Here is a 15,896-nt window from a genome sequence, read left to right as displayed (position 1 = left end):
CGACCGGTCATGGCTTCGCCCATGGGCTGGAGACTGTTTCAGCTGGGTCTGTTTCTGCTGCCCTCCTCAGCGCTGCTGGCCGGCCTGCTGCTGTTTCCGGCTGTGTTGCTTGGCAGTGTGCGACGGGAGCGCCCCCTCTGGTCTGATCCCTGGAATGCCCCTCTGCTGCTTGCCAGCAGCCTGATGCTGATCGGGTGTCTTCAGGCCTATTCCGGTTCGCTTGCCTGGGCGGGTCTGGGCAATTGGTTGCCGTTTTTCTGGGGGTTCTGGGGATTTCAGCCCTATGTGGCGGATGGTCGCGCCCGTCGTCGTGCCGGACTCTGTCTGGTCGCCGGCACGGTGCCGGTGCTGGTCACGGGGTTGGGTCAGCTGTGGTGGGGGTGGCAGGGCCCCTGGCAGGTGTTCGGTGGGCTGATCATCTGGTTTGTGACCCCCGGCGGTGAGCCGAGTGGTCGTCTTTCGGGGCTGTTTGATTACGCCAACATCGCCGGGGCCTGGTTGGCGATGGTCTGGCCGTTCGCCCTCGCCGCCTTGGTGCAGCCCGGTCTCAGCGTCCGTCGGCGTGCCGTGGTGCTGGTGGTGGCGGCGGCGCAGGTGGCGGCGCTCCTGCTCACCGATTCCCGTAACGCCTGGGGGGCCCTGGTGCTGGCGGTGCCGGTGGTGCTGGGCCCTCCGAGCTGGCCCTGGTTGTTGCCGTTGCTGCTGCTCGCGCTGCTCCCCGTGCTGTTGGCGGTGCTTCCCGGTGTGCCGCTGTTTTTGCAACAGCCGGCCCGTGCCCTGGTGCCTGACGGCATCTGGTCGAGGCTCACCGACAGTCGCTACGGGGCGGAGCGGGCCGTCGCCTCGACGCGCCTCAGTCAGTGGGGGGTGGCTCTGCAGCTGATCGGTGAACGCCCCTGGCTGGGTTGGGGCGCCGCCGCGTTCTCCGTGCTCTATCCCCTGCGCACCGGCAAGTGGCATGGCCATGCCCACAATCTTCCCCTCGAGCTGGCCGTGAGCCATGGTCTGCCGGTGGCCCTGGCCGTGATCGGCCTGGTGTTGGCGTTGTTGATCACCTCCCTGCGCCTGGGCCTGCGCGGTCTGTTCGAGCGGGCCTGGTGGGCAGCGGTGTTGATCCTCGTGGTGCTCCATGGCACCGACATGCCGTTTTTCGACAGTCGTCTCAACATCGCCGGCTGGATCCTGCTGGCCGGTCTGCGCTGTCAGATCAGGTCAGGCCGAGAGCCTGCCGGCGATGACCCTGCAGCGTCTCCTGGTTGAGGGGGCCGTCGAGATGGCTCCAGGGCAGGGTCCGCTCCTCGCTCCAGGTGTCATGCACCACCTCCTGCCAGGGTGGCGGCAGGGGCAGCTCCACGCCGGCACTCCGGGCTGGTGTCAGTTCACCGGCGCGGGCTTGACGGTAAGCCTTCTTCCAGCCCCCCAGGCTGTCCTGGGAGCCCCGCACGGCTGCGATCACGGGGGCGAGGCGTCGATCGCTGCGTGACAGCAGGGCCTGGATCACACTCCAGCCATAGCTTTCCGGGCGCAGGTCGATGCCCTTCGGTTTCAGGCGCTTGGCCAGCAGTTTCAGTCGCTTTTCCGCTTCCGGCCTCACCCCCTGCCACTGGAACGGTGTGTGGGCCTTGGGCACGAAGGTGCTCACGCCCAGGGTGAGGCGCAGACCCGGTGTGTGCTGTTTCAGCTCCAGCAGGAGCTTGGCCGTTGCCTCCACATCGTCGTTCTCCTCCTGCGGCAGCCCCACCATGCCGTAGAGCTTCAGCCCGCTCAGCCCCCCCTCCTTGGCATGGCGTGCCGCCGCTTCGATCTCCGCCGTGCTGAGTTTCTTGTTCACCAGCTGGCGCATCCGGTCGCTGCCGCTCTCGATCGCGATCGTGAGTGATTTGCTGCCGCGCCGGGCCAGGGTGCTGGCCAGCTCAGGGGTGACCGTGGCCGCGCGCACCGAGCTGACGCTGAGCCGCAGGTCGTCGAAGCGCTCCTGGCTCAGCCATTGCAACAGCGCCTCGAACTGGGGGTGCTGGGTTACCGATGCCCCCAGCAGTCCCAGCCGGCGCGTGGCGGTCAAGCCCTGTTCCACCGCCGGGATCAGGCCGTCCTCCAGGGACGGGGTGCGGAAGGGGAGGGTGAGGTAGCTCGCCAAACAGAAACGGCAGAGCTCCGGGCAGCTGCGCACCACTTCCACCATGTGGATGTTGGGCCAGGCCGCCTCCGGTGTGATCACGGTGGAGTGGCTGAGGCTGTTGCCGCGCCAGGTTTGTTTCGCGATCCGCGGCGGAAGCGACGCCTGGGTGGCTTCGATGGCGCGCAAGTGGCCGTTGCTGTCGTAGCGGGGGGCATAGAGAGCCGGCACGTAGACCCCCGGCACCGAGGCCAGATGCTGCAGGCGTTCGCTGCGGCGGCCATCCCGACAGGCCTGGAGGGCATCGATGAAGCGGGGCAGGAGCTCTTCGCCGTCGCCGAGCAGGATCACATCGAAGAAGGGAGCCAGCGGCTCCGGGTTGGCGGTGAGCACCGGCCCGCCACCGAACACCAGCGGATCGGCGTCGCCGCGATCGGCACTCCAGATCGGAATGTTCTGCTGCTCCAGCAAATCGAGCAGCACCGGACCATCCAGCTCCCAGCTCAGGGAGAGACCGAACAGATCGCAGTGGCGATGCTGGGGATCGCCCTGATCGGTGAAGAGGCGGCGCACATCCAGATCGGTGCGCATCGCCAGGCTGGCCCACACGAGTTGGAAGCCGAGGCTGGTGATGCCCACGGTGTACGTGCTGGGAAAGGCAAGCACCACCTTCAGGGCGCCGGCCTCCGGCACCGCGGGCTTAAACAGCAGGGTTTCCTGGTTCAGCAGGGCGATGGCATCACCCTGTCATCCTGCAGGGTCGTCCGGCGATCGGGCGGCCAGGCCAGGCGGCTGGGGGGGCTGAAAGGCACGACGGCGCACCGAACCATCCCAGGCATGGTGAATGCCGCCGCGCCGTTCCCGTTGTGCCTGCAGATGGTTCTCCACCAGCAGCTCCATTCCCATCTGGCGTTCATAGATCGAGCGGTGATCAAACAGCCGTGCCACGAGAAAACTGGCGAGGCACGCCACCAGGATCGGTTTGAGGATCAGCAGATCCTTGGTGAGGGCAAAGGCCAGAAACATCGCCGTGATCGGCGTGCGGGAACAGCTGGCCACAAAGGCGCCCATGCCCGCGAACACATAGGTGCTTGGCACGTGGCCGGTGAGCGCCTCCACCCAGATGCCGCAGGCCAGGCCGATGGCTCCTCCCAGGGTGAGCATGGGAAAGAAGAGCCCGCCCGGGGCTCCGGATGAAGCCGCTAGCCCCGTGCTGAAGAACAAGACGGCAAAGGTGCCCAGGGCCATCGGGATGTCGGCCTTGCTGTCGGCGATCAGATGCTGGAGGCCTTCGAGGTTGTGAAACGGTTCGGGCATAAAGGCATAGACCCCTCCCAGCACGCCACCACTGATCACCATGCGCAGCACGAGTCGGTCTCCGAACCAGGCATTGCCGCGGCGCTGCATGGCCAGTACATAGCGGCAGTAGAGCTCTGCGAGCACTCCGACGACCATGCCCAGGGCGATCAGATAGCCGAGATCGATCGGTAAAAAATTCACCAGCGGCGTGTATTCCCTTTCGAGTTGAAAGCCTTCGGTGGCGTCAAGCCCGCCGCTGCTGGGACTGAGGCCGGCCAGGCCCAGGACGTCGGCCCAGGCATCAGCCCAGAAGGTGGTGACGATCACCAGCAGCAACACCACCGGCCGGGCGGAATGCAACAGTTCCTCCACCGCATACACAAAGCCACCGATCGGTGCACTGAACACCGCGGCGATGCCGGCGCCACCGCCGGCAGCCACGATCACCCGGCGGAACGCCACCGGGGCCTTCAACCAGCGCGCCATCTGCCACGCCACCGAGCCACCCATCTGGACGGCGGGACCTTCCGGGCCGAGGGGAAAGCCACTGCCGATGGCCACGATGCCCGCCACCAGTTTCACCAGGCCCACCTGGAGGCCCATGGGCACGGCTCTGTGTTTGAGAAAGCCCATGATGTGGGTGATGCCGGAGCCACCGGCGGCGGGCGCCAGGTTGGCCACCATCAGGCCTGAGATCAGCCCCCCCAGGGCTCCAAGTGCGGGCAGGACGGCCCAGGCCGGCAGGCCGGCCAGCAGATCCAGGCGCCAGCTGCCCAGAAGTTTGATGCCGGCTTTGAACAGCACCCCGGTGAGGGCGGCCCCGAGACCGGTGAGCATCAGGGCCAGCACCACCACCCACCAGCGCCGTTCCAGCAGCCGGCGGATGCTGCGACTGGAACCGAGTTGGTGGCGGCGTTGTTTCAGTTCACTCAGAACAACCATGGAGGTGATCGGGGTCGGCGTCAGACCCCGGCCATCACCTCCGCCTGGTCACTGGCGCTCACGACCCGTCCCGCATCAGCAAAGCCCTCGATCTGATCGAAGTTGAGATAGCGGTAGAGCTCATCGGAGAGGGGATCGATCTTCTCCGCAGCGATGCGTCGATACTCCTCCGCCGTGGGAATCCGGCCGAGCAGGGCACACACGGCAGCCAGCTCCGCACTGCCCAGATACACCTGGGCACCCTTGCCCAGGCGGTTGTTGAAGTTGCGGGTGCTGGTGGAGAACACGGTGGTGTTGTCCTCCACACGCGCCTGATTGCCCATGCAGAGGGAGCAGCCCGGCATCTCCATCCGACTGCCCGCCGCCTCGAAGATGGCGTAGTAACCCTCTTCCTTCAGCTTGTCCTCATCCATGCGCGTGGGCGGGCAGACCCAGAGGCGGGCCTGGTTGCTGCCAGCCCCCTCCAGCACCTTGGCCGCGGCCCGGTAATGGCCGATGTTGGTCATGCAGGAGCCGATGAACACCTCCTGCACCGGATCACCGGCCACCTCACTGAGCCGTTTCACGTTGTCGGGGTCGTTGGGGCAGGCCAACACCGGTTCGGTGAGCTCGTCGAGGTTGATCTCCAGCACTTCCGCGTACTCCGCATCTGCGTCAGCACTCATCAGCTGGGGATTCGCCAGCCAGGCCTCCATCTCCTTGATCCGGCGGGCCAGGGTGCGGGCGTCGCTGTAGCCGCGGGCAATCATGTTTTTCAGCAGCGCCACGTTGCTGCGCAGGTATTCGCTCACCGTGTCTTCGGAGAGCTTGATCGTGCAGCCGGCGCAGGAGCGTTCGGCGCTGGCATCGGTGAGTTCGAAGGCCTGTTCCAGCTTCAGGTCGGGCAGACCTTCGATCTCCATGATCCGGCCGTTGAACAGGTTCTTCTTGTTGGCCTTTTCAACGGTGAGCAGTCCCCGCTGGATGGCCACCCAGGGGATGGCGTTCACCACGTCCCGGAGCGTGACGCCCGGTTGCAGGGACCCGCTGAAGCGCACCAGCACCGATTCAGGCATGTCCAGTGGCATGGCGCCGATGGCGGCTGCAAAGGCCACCACCCCAGAGCCGCCTGGGAAGGAAATGCCGAGGGGGAAGCGGGTGTGGCTGTCGCCGCCGGTGCCGACGGTGTCGGGCAGAAGCATCCGGTTCAGCCAGCTGTGGATGATGCCGTCACCGGGCCGAAGGGCCACGCCACCGCGCTGGGCGAAGAAGTCGGGCAGTTCGTTCTGGGTCTGCAGATCCACCGGCTTCGGATAGGCGGCGGTGTGGCAGAAGCTCTGCATCACCAGGTCGGAGGAGAAGCCCAGGCAGGCCAGTTCCTTCATCTCATCCCGTGTCATCGGGCCGGTGGTGTCCTGAGAGCCGACGGTGGTCATCAGCGGTTCGCAGCTGGTGCCGGGTCGGACGCCTGCAAGACCACAGGCCTTGCCCACCATCTTCTGCGCCAAGGTGAAGCCCTTGCCGGTGTCTGCCGGGGCTGAGGGGCGGATGAACAGATCCGAAGGGGTGAGGCCAAGCTTGGCGCGCACCTTGTCGGTGAGGGCGCGACCGATCATCAGGGGGATGCGACCGCCGGCCCGCACCTCGTCGCTGATCGTGGTGGGCTTCAGCTCGAACCGACTCACCACCTTGCCGTCCCGTTCGATCGTGCCGGCGTGGGGGCGAATGGTGATCACATCACCGGTGTTCAGGTCGGTGACATCGCATTCGATCGGCAGGGCACCGGAGTCTTCAGCGGTGTTGAAAAAGATCGGGGCGATCTTGCCGCCGAGGATCACACCGCCTGCCCGTTTGTTGGGCACATGGGGAATGTCATTGCCGGTGTGCCAGAGCACCGAATTGATGGCGCTCTTGCGGGAGCTGCCGGTTCCCACCACATCACCGACATAGGCCACGGGATGGCCTTTCTCTTTCAGGCTCGCGATGGTCTTCAGGCCCTCCGGATGGCGGGTCTCGAGCATCGCCAGGGCATGGACGGGGATGTCCGGCCGGGTGGTGGCGTGGGTGGCCGGTGACAGATCGTCCGTGTTGGTTTCGCCTTCAACCTTGAACACCGTCACGGTGATGCTCTCGGCCAGTTCGGGCTTGGCGGTGAACCACTCGGCTGCGGCCCAGCTGTCCACAACTTGCTTGGCGAAGCGGTTGTCCGCCGCCAGATCCATCACTTCGTTGAAGGCGTCGTAGACGAGCAGCGTTCGGCTGAGTCCCTCAGCAGCACAGCCAGCCAGCGCAGCGTCGGAGTGCTTCAGCAGCTCGATCAGGGCGGCGACGTTGTATCCCCCCACCATCGTTCCCAGCAGCCGGGTGGCCTCCAGTGGTGACACCAGGGGGCTCTTGGCGTCTCCCTGAGCCACGGCACTGAGCCAGGTGGCCTTCACGTAAGCCGCTTCATCCACACCCGGGGGGATCCGCTCGCTGAGCAGGTGCAGCAGGAACTCCTCCTCGCCGGCGGGAGGGTTTTGCAGCAATTCGGTTAGTCCCTGGGTCTGCTCGGCGTTGAGCGGAAGAGCGGGAACGCCCTGGGCTTCCCGGGCGGCGGCCAGCTCGCGGTACGCGCTCAGCATGGAGATCTCTGTTCAGCGATGACCACCATTCTTCCGGACCGTGTCTGTTGCCAGTGAGCGGGGTGCGTAGCCTTGGTCGGAGTCTCGCGTCCAGTCATGGCCACCACCTCCGATTTGCATGTGGTGGAGACACGTCCCCTGGTGGCCCCTGCCGTGTTGCATCAGGAGCTGCCCATGGACGCGGCGGCGCTCGAGACCGTGGCGTCAGCCCGCCGGCGCATTCAAGAGATCCTCAGTGGCCGTGATCAGCGTCTGCTGGTGGTGGTGGGCCCCTGTTCTGTTCATGACGTTAAGGCTGCCCGGGAGTATGCCCAGCGCTTGGCTCCGATCCGCGAGCGCCTGAAGGATCAGCTCGAAGTGGTGATGCGGGTGTATTTCGAGAAGCCGCGCACCACGGTTGGTTGGAAGGGACTGATCAATGACCCCCATCTCGACGACTCCTACGACATCAACACCGGCCTGCGGCGGGCTCGGGGACTGCTGTTGGATCTCGCCCGGGAGGGGATGCCTGCTGCAACGGAACTGCTCGATCCCGTTGTTCCGCAGTACATCGCTGATTTGATCAGCTGGACCGCGATCGGTGCCAGGACGACGGAAAGTCAGACCCACCGTGAAATGGCCTCAGGGTTGTCGATGCCGATCGGCTACAAGAACAGCACCAACGGCAGCGCCACCATCGCGATCAATGCCATGCAGGCGGCAGCCAAGCCGCATCACTTCCTCGGCATCAATCGCGATGGTCATGCCTCGATCGTCAGCACCACGGGCAATCCCTATGGCCACCTCGTGCTGCGCGGCGGCAGCCAGGGCAGCAATTACCACTTGGAAGCTGTGCAGGAGTCCGCAGCCGAGTTGAGCAAAGCTGGTCTGCAGGATCGCCTGATGGTGGATTGCAGCCATGCCAACAGCAACAAAGACTTCCGCCGACAGGCGGAGGTGCTGGCCAGCGTTGCCGAGCAATTACGGGGGGGCTCCAATCACGTGATGGGCGTGATGATCGAGAGCCATCTGGTGGAAGGCAATCAGAAGCTCAACGCCGACCTGACGCAGCTCACCTATGGCCAGAGCATCACGGATGCCTGCATCAGCCTCGAGACCACCGAAACCCTGTTGGAGGATCTGGCCGCGGCCGTGGCCAGTCGCAAACAGACGGTTACCGCCTGAGCATCAACGCCTTGGTTCAAACCACCAGTTGACTCCACAGCACCCCCACGCTGAGGGGAACGCTGAGGTTGTCGAGACCGCTCCAGCTGAGCTGCTCCAAACCGGTTGCCATCGCCACCATGCCAAGGGCTGCTGGCAGGGACAGGTCAGCCCCCGACCATCGCGCCAGGCCGATCAGCACCAGGCCTGAGACAACGGCCATGGTCATCGTGCCGACGCTTGATTTGGTTTGACCAAACAGAACCCACTTCGGGGATGCGACGTTGCGGCCGATCAACCCTGCAAGGCCATCCCCTAAGGCCATCACCAGAACCCCGGCGGACACCGCATCGGCTCGGGTTGGCCAGAACAGCAGAAGTAGCGTTGTGATTGCGATGCCGTAGGCGATGGTGCCGTAGCTGTTGCGATCAACATCCTCAACGGCGGGGATGAAGCGCCATTGGTGGTTGATCGTCGTCACAACCGTGATCACCGCCGCAACAGGCAGGGCAACAACGAAGGGAATTTCAAAGAACCAGGCCAAAGGAACCACGGCTCCGGTTCCGATGTGCACAATTTTTCGGCTCAGTTCCCGTTGATTCGGCCGAAGCCGGCGGCACAACACGGCGCCTGCTACCACCATCGCCATCCAGAGCAGGATGGCGATGGGTCCGGTGAAGGAAAGCAAGTGGCTTAGGCGGCTTGTTGGTGGTTGGTCATGGCCCGCAGCTTGAGAATCGCCTTGGCCTCCAGCTGTCGGACGCGCTCACGCGACACATTGATCTGACGACCGATCTCCGCAAGGGTCAGAGGTTCTTCACCACCAAGGCCGAACCGCAACTTCAGAATCTTCTGTTCGCGTTCGTTCAACTGCGAGAGCCAGCCCCCCAGATGTTCCTTCTGGATGCTGCGATCCATCCCCTCCATCGGTTCTTCACCGTTGGGATCCGGGATCAGTTCACCCAGGGTGCTGCGATCTTCCTCGCCACGGGCATGGGCATCCAGGGATGCACAAGGTGCGCTCTGGGAGATCAGATCCTCCAGTTCCCGGGGCTCGATGCCCATGGCACTCGCCAACTCCAGCCGATTCGGTTGACGACCGAAGCGGTGGGACAGCTCCCGGGAGATGCGACGCATCTTGGAGAGCTTTTCGCTGATGTGGATAGGCAGGCGAATGGTGCGGGCACTGTTGTCGATGGCCCGCGTCATGCCTTGGCGAATCCACCAGTAGGCATAGGTGGAAAATTTGTAGCCCATGGCGGGGTCGAACTTGTCGACCGCTCGCTCCAGGCCGATGGCACCTTCCTGAACCAGATCGAGCAGCTCCAGGCCCTGGTTCTGATATTTCTTCGCCACGCTCACCACGAGGCGGAGGTTGGCGGCCATCATCCTGTCGCGGGCCCGTTTGCCCATGCGGATCTTGTGGCGATGCCGGGAGGTCAGCTCCTCTTCTGGTAGCTCCTGAATTTGCTTCATCGCCTGCACATGGTGTGCAAGTTCGATTTCTTCAGCTGCCGTCAGCAAGGGGATGCGTCCGATGCTGCTCAGATAAAAACCAATGGAGTCGGTGGCAAGCCGCCCTCCTTGTCGAGTTGAAGGTCGACGTCCGGTGGACGGCAACGCAGGTTCCTTCCGGGACGACTGTTTTGTCGTGCCGGAAGATTCCAGAGGGATCCCCATCACCCTGGTCTCCTGAATGAATTTGGGCTGAACTTAGCACCAGGCAACAGTGTTGACTGTTTCGAATCGAAAGAATTTCAGGAGCTGAATCTTTGGGCTTTCAAAACAACTGATTTGGCTGTGATCGTGCAGGCTTCAAGTTTGTTTTTGAAGGAATGTTGTATCGGATGTCACAGACGCAATCCCTTTGAAAACCAAAAGAATCACAAGGATTGGATGCCGTTGCTCCATTCCTTGATCAATTGAATCTGGGAATTGCGTTCCGAGGTGTCGTTTTCGGGTTTGCGCTGCACAAATGTGCCGTCGCTTTGCATGTCCCAGGCAGCCTGGTTGTCATTCAAGTACAGCTGCAGCAGGCGTTCCAGTTTCTGGCGATGCTCGGGGTCTTCGATCGGTGTGACCGCTTCAACGCGGCGGTCGAGGTTGCGGCTCATCCAGTCGGCACTACCGATGTACACCTCCGGTGAGCCGCCGTTGGCGAATGAAAAGATTCTCGAGTGTTCCAGGAACGGGCCGATGATGCTGATCACCCGAATGTTTTCACTCAGTCCTTCACAACCGGGATAGAGGCTGCACATGCCGCGAATGATCAATTCGATCGTCACTCCGGCTTGGGAGGCTTCATAAAGAAGCGCAATGATCGTTGGGTCCACCAGGGAATTCATCTTGGCTCGGATCACGGCCTCTCGGCCCCGCTGGGCATGTTCAATTTCGCGGCGGATCAACAGCTCCATGCCTTTCCGCAGGGTGACGGGGGCCACGAGCAGGCGACGAAAACTTTGCTGCTTGGAAAAACCGGTGAGGTAATTGAACAGTTCCACCAGGTCTTGACCCAGCTCCTGGTTGGCGGTGAGCAGGCCCAGGTCGGTGTACAGCTTGGAGGTTTTGGAGTTGTAGTTGCCCGTGCCGATGTGCATATAGCTCTGCAGCTTGTCCTTCTCCTTGCGCACCACCAGGACAATCTTGGTGTGGGTTTTCAGCCCCAGCACGCCGTAGACCACATGCACTCCGGACTGCTCCAGGTGCCGGGCCCATTGGATGTTGTTGTCTTCGTCAAATCGTGCCTTCAATTCCACCAGTGCCATCACCTGCTTGCCGTTTTCGGCGGCACGGATCAGTGCAGCGATGATCGGCGAGTCTTTGGAGGTGCGGTAAAGCGTCATCTTGATGCCCATCACCTGGGGATCGTCCGCCGCCTGGTTGATGAACTCTTCGACGGTTGTCGAGAAGAGGTCATAGGGATGGTGCAGAAGGATGTCCTGACGGCGAATCACCGAGAAGATCGATCTGAACTCATCCGGCTTGATTGCTCCCTCGTCCAGCAGGTGTTGCTGACTGCGGGCGAGCACCGCTGGTGTCTGGCCCCCGTGGCTTTGGCTTTTGAGTTTCGGCAGCGGTAGGGCGGTCAGGCTGAAGAGGTCGTCGAGGCCCAGGGGGCCATCGATCACATAGAGGTCTTCCTCTTCAACGCTGAGACCTGTCATCAGCATCTCCACCACGTCCGGAGGCATTTCGTTGGGCACCTCAAGGCGCACCACCTCACCCCCCATGCGCCGCTTTCGCAGTCCCTGTTCCAGGGCCAGCATCAGGTCATCGGCTTCCAGATCCCTCAGTTCCAGATCCGCATCCCGCGTCACGCGGAAGAAGTAGTGCCCCTCGATCGTCATGCCAGGGAACAGCTCCTTCAGGTTGAAGGCGATCACCTGCTCGAGGGCGATGGCGGTGTGAACGGGTTTGTGCTCCTGGCCGCTCAGGTGCGAGGGGATGGCGATGAAGCGAGGAAGATTTTTCTGGGGAACTTTCACCCGGGCAAATTGCCGTTGCCCTGTTTCCGGATCAACAACCACGGCCGCAACGTTGAGGCTCAGGTTGCTGACGAAGGGAAACGGATGAGCCGGGTCCACAGCCAGCGGTGTGAGCACCGGAAACACGGAGGTTTGGAAGGTGTCGTCAACCCACTGGCGTTGGTCGTCGTTCAGCTGTTTGTAATCGAGCAGCTCAACCTTGTGTTCCAGCAGCTTCGGCCTCAGGTGCTGGCGGTAATGCACCTGTTGCTCTCGCAGCAGGGGAATCAGCCGTTCCCGGATCGCCAGCAGCTGCTCCAACGGCGATTTGCCATCCTCACTTGGCCTGCTGACGCCCGCCTCCACCTGAGACTTCAGTGACGCCACGCGAACCATGAAGAATTCGTCGAGGTTGTTGCTGAAGATGGCGCTGAACTTGGCTTGATCGAGCAGAGGTGTGCGCGGATCCAGGGCCTGGGCCAGCACCCTTTCGTTGAAGGCGATCCAGCTCAGCTCCCGGTTGATGTAGTGCTCCGGGGCTAAGGCAGCTGCGCACATGGGCTGAACGGCTCGGCGCTGGTGTCGTTAGCCGAAACGTAGCAATCAGGACTGGCTTGGTTGTGTGTCGGAGATGTCCGGCAGAGGGCTGCCGGCCACCAGGCCGATCACGATCACCAGCACGGTTGCCGCAGCTGCAAACGGGCTCACTGGACCCAGCAGGTCGTAGCTCAATCCCGCCAGGGGAGGGCCGAGGAAACTGCCCAAACTCTGCAGGGCCTGCAGGCTGCCGAGGGCACTGCCTTGCCCTTCGCGACCCAGGCGCCGTGACACGAGGCTGCGCAGGCTTGGTGTGACCAATCCGGTGCCCAGGGCAAGGATGCCGACGGCAGTGAAGATGGCGCCCGCCCGATCGGATGCACCGACGCTGGGGATCAGCAGGCACCCAATGATCACCAGGCCGAGGCCCAGCAAGGTCAGACGCCATTCGCCAAACCGTTTCACCAGCGGTCCGATCAGCCCCCCTTGCACCACGGTGGCGACCACCCCCACCACCAGGAAGGCGGTGGTGGCGAGCTCAGGGCCCCAGCCGAAGCGCTGCTTGAAATAGAGCACCAGGATGGCGGTGAAGCCGTTGAAGGCAAGGAAGAAGAGGAAAAAAGCTCCGCACAGTCGCCCCACGCTGGGGTTCATCAGCACCTGGCTCAGCCGTGCAAACGGATTGAGGTCGCGTTTTCTGGGCAGGTTTTTGCGGGATTCCTGGGGATGGGTTTCCGGCAGCAGATTGAGCACCACCAAGAGGTTGAGTGCAGCGAAGCCTGTGGCCACCCAAACGGGAAGGGACACGGCCACCCGGGCCAGTTGCCCGCCAACGAAGGGGCCAAGGATGAACCCTAAGCCAAAGGCCACGCCGATCAAGCCGAAGGCACGGGCTCGCTTGTCGGGAGGCGTGATGTCGGCGAGCACGGCGCTGGCTGTTGCTGCCGTACCGCCACTGATGCCGTCAATGATCCGTGCTGCGAACAAAAGCAGCAGTGGCAGCAGGCTTTGGCTGGGCCATGGCAGTGAAACCGTCACGGCAAACAGGCCGAGCCCCACCACGGATCCTGCGACGCAGATGCTGATCACAGGGCGGCGGCCGTAGCGATCACTGAGCGCTCCGATCAAGGGAGTGACCAGGAACTGCGCCAGGGCATAGCTTCCCGCCAACAGTCCCAGGGTTCGTCCGTCTGGGGCGAACTGGGCCAGGAGAAAGGGCAACAGCGGAAAAACAATGCTTTCGCTGAGCCGGTCGTTGAGCAGCGTGAGAAACGCGCTGAGCAGTGTGGGAATCCGAGGACGCTGCAAGCTTGCTGCCACGCAGGAGAGACTCACATTCCCACAAGCGGCTCCATGGATTTGCGTCCGATCGCTCCGGAGGATCACCCGCTGTTGCGGGAGATCTATGCCGATGCGATCGAATCGCAGGCTCCCCTCCTTTATTCAGAGGCACAAGTCAGGGCCTGGGCGGCTCTGGCCTGGTTGCCCGGCGTGCTCGATGCGAGTTTTCGGGAGGGCTCCGGATGGCTCACCACGGATGGTTCGGCCTTTGCGATCCGCCATCCGGAAGATCGTCTTTCGTTGCTCTACTGCCGTGGTTGTGCCTCGAGGCGGGGGCATGGCAGTGCCCTCTTGAAACGGATTGAGGCGGATGCGCTGGCGTCCGGCGTTCAACAATTACGAACGGAGGCCAGCCAGTTCAGCCGACCGTTGCTGGAGCGACGGGGCTGGTGTGTGGAAGCGCCGGAGACGATCCTGATTGGAGGCGTTCCGTTCGAGCGCTATCGGATGGTCAAGCTGCTTCGCCAAGCGCGGAGTTGATCGAGCTGGGCTTGGGCCTGGCCCGTCTCGAGAACGGATGCTGCCCGTTGAATGCCCTGTTCCAGGGAATCACTGCAGCCGGCGAACCACAGATAGGCGCCGGCGTTCCAGCGCAGGGCGTCGCAGAGAGGGCCTTTGTTCTGCAGGGCGTTGCGTGCCTGCTCAGCCCAGGTGGTGTCGTTAGCCCATTCCACGTCGGCGTCGTGACAGCCATGGTCACGGGGGTGCAGGATCAATCGTTCCGCCTTGCCGTTCCGCACCCGGGCCGTGATACAGGCTCGGCCGATGGGCAGGTCGGTGCCTCCTTCCAACCCCTTCACGGTGAGAACATCGGTTTCGCCGGCTTGCTTGAGGGCTTCCCAGGCGCGGGCTTCTGTTGGTGGGTGGACAAAGCCACTCACAAGCAGGTGGTCGCCTTGGTGGGGTGTCCAGAGCAGTTCCAGGCTGGCAACCGGGGGACGCTTGCCCAGTTCCTCGCGGTAGCCGATCAGGGTTTCCGCGATGGGGAAATGATCCGGCTGGTGAATCAGGGCGAAACCGGTCTGCTGGAACCCGTCGGCAACGGCGCTGATCGGCAGACCTGTGAGGTTGAGATCGAGAAGGCGGAACAGATCAACAGCGGTGACGCCGTATTTGATCGGCATCCGGTCACCGCCCTGCAGAACCACCGGCTGACCACAGGCCAGCAGCACCAGCGCGGTGAGCGGGTAAATCGGCGCTGTGCGCGTGCGCCCGTCGTAGGGCATGCCGAAACACAACGGTGCTCGACTGCCAGCAGTGGATTGCAGCACCGGGCCATGGGCTCGGTAGGTGTCGAGCATCCCCGTAAGTTCCTGGGGTTCGGGCCGTCGGATGCGATGGGCGATCAGGAAGGCGCCGATCTGTGCGGGCGTCGCTTCGCCCTGCAGCATCAACTCCATGGCATCAGCCGCTTCCTCGCGACTCATGCCTTTGCTGGTGTGTTCACCACTTCCCACCTTGCGCAGGTGCTGCTTGAAGCGGTCGCGGCCGGAGAGAACTGCGCTCGTCAAAGGTCCGACCTCAAGCTGAGGTCAGTCTTCAGGAGCGACTGACCCAGCAGGGGTAGCAATTGCTACGAAAGCTCAGGGCCTGCTCAGCCGGGATAGCCCCTCGAAACTGCCATGGCGAGGGTGCTCCGGGTGGTGGCGTCCTTCGGCGTAATAGAGCCGCTCCAGCATCAGTTGGGGAGCAGTGGTTGGTGGAAGGAATTGCCCCTGCAGCAGGGTTGCGATGGATTGGAAGAATTGGCTCATTGCAAATTTCTTCGTTGAAGGTTATTTCACCCGCTCATGGATCTGTTGGCTGTGCTTGTTGCTTCAAAACAGGCTGTTGTTTTGTAGTTGATGCTTCATTGTTCAGTCAGCATTTGCGCAACAGTTTTGGGGCTGCTGAGACGTTCCAGCTTGGAACGCTGTTTTTGAAGCGGCCATAACAACTTTTCGTTCAATCATGACTGTTTCAGCTGTTCCCTCGACCCCGTCGTTGGCAGCTCCTTCTCAGGAGACCGTCACCTCTACCTTGATGGCTGCCAAGAAGGCCAAGGGCATGAGCTTTGCTGATCTGGAAGCAGCCCTGGGCCTTGATGAGGTCTGGATTGCATCCCTGTTCTATGGACAGGCCACAGCTTCAAAAGAAGAGGCCGAAAAGCTGGCTGAGCTGCTCTCCCTTGACCCAGCCATCACCGCCGCTTTGCAGGAGTTCCCCACCAAGGGAAGCCTCGATCCGGTGATCCCCACTGATCCCTTGATCTATCGCTTCTACGAGATCATGCAGGTTTATGGCATGCCCCTGAAGGATGTGATCCAGGAGCATTTCGGTGACGGCATCATGAGCGCGATCGACTTCACACTTGATGTCGACAAGGTGGAGGATCCCAAAGGTGATCGCGTCAAAATCACCATGTGCGGCAAGTTCCTGCCTTACAAAAAGTGGTGAACAACCAAATGTCTT

Annotated in this window: 13 protein-coding genes; 4 read left to right on the top strand and 9 right to left on the bottom strand. The window is 62.6% G+C overall.

The window, feature by feature from the left end:
• Nucleotides 1-9 precede the first annotated feature (9 nt).
• Nucleotides 10-1,260, top strand: a complete 1,251-nt coding sequence (locus SynRS9909_RS13665) for an O-antigen ligase (protein WP_050752598.1) — start codon at nucleotides 10-12, stop codon at nucleotides 1,258-1,260.
• Here SynRS9909_RS13665 and SynRS9909_RS13660 read toward each other — a convergent pair.
• The 3 genes from SynRS9909_RS13660 to acnB all read right to left on the bottom strand — a co-directional run bounded on the left by SynRS9909_RS13660 (nucleotide 1,208) and on the right by acnB (nucleotide 6,960).
• Nucleotides 1,208-2,782, bottom strand: coding sequence for a radical SAM protein (locus SynRS9909_RS13660; RefSeq protein ID WP_038001774.1), 1,575 nt, complete (start codon nucleotides 2,780-2,782; stop codon nucleotides 1,208-1,210). The genes SynRS9909_RS13665 and SynRS9909_RS13660 overlap by 53 nt on opposite strands.
• An 81-nt stretch (nucleotides 2,783-2,863) precedes the next feature.
• Nucleotides 2,864-4,357, bottom strand: a complete 1,494-nt coding sequence (locus SynRS9909_RS13655) for a ClC family H(+)/Cl(-) exchange transporter (protein ID WP_007101164.1) — start codon at nucleotides 4,355-4,357, stop codon at nucleotides 2,864-2,866.
• A 20-nt stretch (nucleotides 4,358-4,377) separates the two neighbouring features.
• A complete protein-coding gene (acnB, locus tag SynRS9909_RS13650) occupies nucleotides 4,378-6,960 on the bottom strand; it encodes a bifunctional aconitate hydratase 2/2-methylisocitrate dehydratase (RefSeq protein ID WP_186593767.1) in 2,583 nt (860 codons plus the stop codon).
• A gap of 96 nt (nucleotides 6,961-7,056) precedes the next feature.
• Between acnB and SynRS9909_RS13645 the strand changes: the two genes are divergently transcribed.
• The gene (locus SynRS9909_RS13645; protein WP_186593766.1) at nucleotides 7,057-8,124 is read left to right on the top strand and encodes a 3-deoxy-7-phosphoheptulonate synthase; all 1,068 of its coding nucleotides are present in this window, start codon (nucleotides 7,057-7,059) and stop codon (nucleotides 8,122-8,124) included.
• Nucleotides 8,125-8,140: 16 nt separating this feature from the next.
• Here SynRS9909_RS13645 and SynRS9909_RS13640 read toward each other — a convergent pair whose 3' ends face one another.
• The 4 genes from SynRS9909_RS13640 to SynRS9909_RS13625 form a co-directional block, all read right to left on the bottom strand.
• Nucleotides 8,141-8,791, bottom strand: coding sequence for a diacylglycerol/polyprenol kinase family protein (locus SynRS9909_RS13640; RefSeq protein WP_186593765.1), 651 nt, complete (start codon nucleotides 8,789-8,791; stop codon nucleotides 8,141-8,143).
• 5 nt (nucleotides 8,792-8,796) lie between these two features.
• On the bottom strand, nucleotides 8,797-9,783 hold the full coding sequence (locus SynRS9909_RS13635; RefSeq protein ID WP_186593764.1) for an RpoD/SigA family RNA polymerase sigma factor: 987 nt from the start codon (nucleotides 9,781-9,783) through the stop codon (nucleotides 8,797-8,799).
• 203 nt (nucleotides 9,784-9,986) lie between these two features.
• Complete coding sequence (ppk1, locus tag SynRS9909_RS13630; protein WP_186593763.1) at nucleotides 9,987-12,125, bottom strand: polyphosphate kinase 1; 2,139 nt, start codon at nucleotides 12,123-12,125, stop codon at nucleotides 9,987-9,989.
• Between the two features lie 45 nt (nucleotides 12,126-12,170).
• A complete protein-coding gene (locus SynRS9909_RS13625; protein WP_186593762.1) occupies nucleotides 12,171-13,412 on the bottom strand; it encodes an MFS transporter in 1,242 nt (413 codons plus the stop codon).
• A 45-nt stretch (nucleotides 13,413-13,457) separates the two neighbouring features.
• Here SynRS9909_RS13625 and SynRS9909_RS13620 point away from each other — a divergent pair, with 45 nt between their 5' ends.
• Nucleotides 13,458-13,925 carry a GNAT family N-acetyltransferase gene (locus tag SynRS9909_RS13620; RefSeq protein ID WP_186593761.1) on the top strand — a complete coding sequence of 156 codons (468 nt, stop codon included), beginning with the start codon at nucleotides 13,458-13,460 and terminating at the stop codon, nucleotides 13,923-13,925.
• Here the strand turns inward: SynRS9909_RS13620 and SynRS9909_RS13615 are convergent.
• On the bottom strand, nucleotides 13,886-14,956 hold the full coding sequence (locus SynRS9909_RS13615; RefSeq protein ID WP_186593760.1) for an anthranilate phosphoribosyltransferase family protein: 1,071 nt from the start codon (nucleotides 14,954-14,956) through the stop codon (nucleotides 13,886-13,888). The two genes, SynRS9909_RS13620 and SynRS9909_RS13615, sit on opposite strands and share 40 nt — an antisense overlap.
• A 72-nt stretch (nucleotides 14,957-15,028) precedes the next feature.
• Nucleotides 15,029-15,199, bottom strand: a complete 171-nt coding sequence (locus tag SynRS9909_RS13610; protein WP_186593759.1) for a cyanate hydratase — start codon at nucleotides 15,197-15,199, stop codon at nucleotides 15,029-15,031.
• Between the two features lie 196 nt (nucleotides 15,200-15,395).
• Between SynRS9909_RS13610 and cynS the strand changes: the two genes are divergently transcribed.
• Complete coding sequence (cynS, locus tag SynRS9909_RS13605; protein ID WP_186593758.1) at nucleotides 15,396-15,881, top strand: cyanase; 486 nt, start codon at nucleotides 15,396-15,398, stop codon at nucleotides 15,879-15,881.
• The last annotated feature ends 15 nt before the right edge of the window (nucleotides 15,882-15,896 follow it).

The sequence above is a fragment of the Synechococcus sp. RS9909 genome (assembly GCF_014279595.1).
In the GTDB taxonomy this organism is placed as follows: Bacteria; Cyanobacteriota; Cyanobacteriia; order PCC-6307; family Cyanobiaceae; genus Synechococcus_C.
The sequence above is the reverse complement of the archived record's forward strand: the minus strand, read 5'-3'. Positions and strand labels throughout refer to the sequence as shown.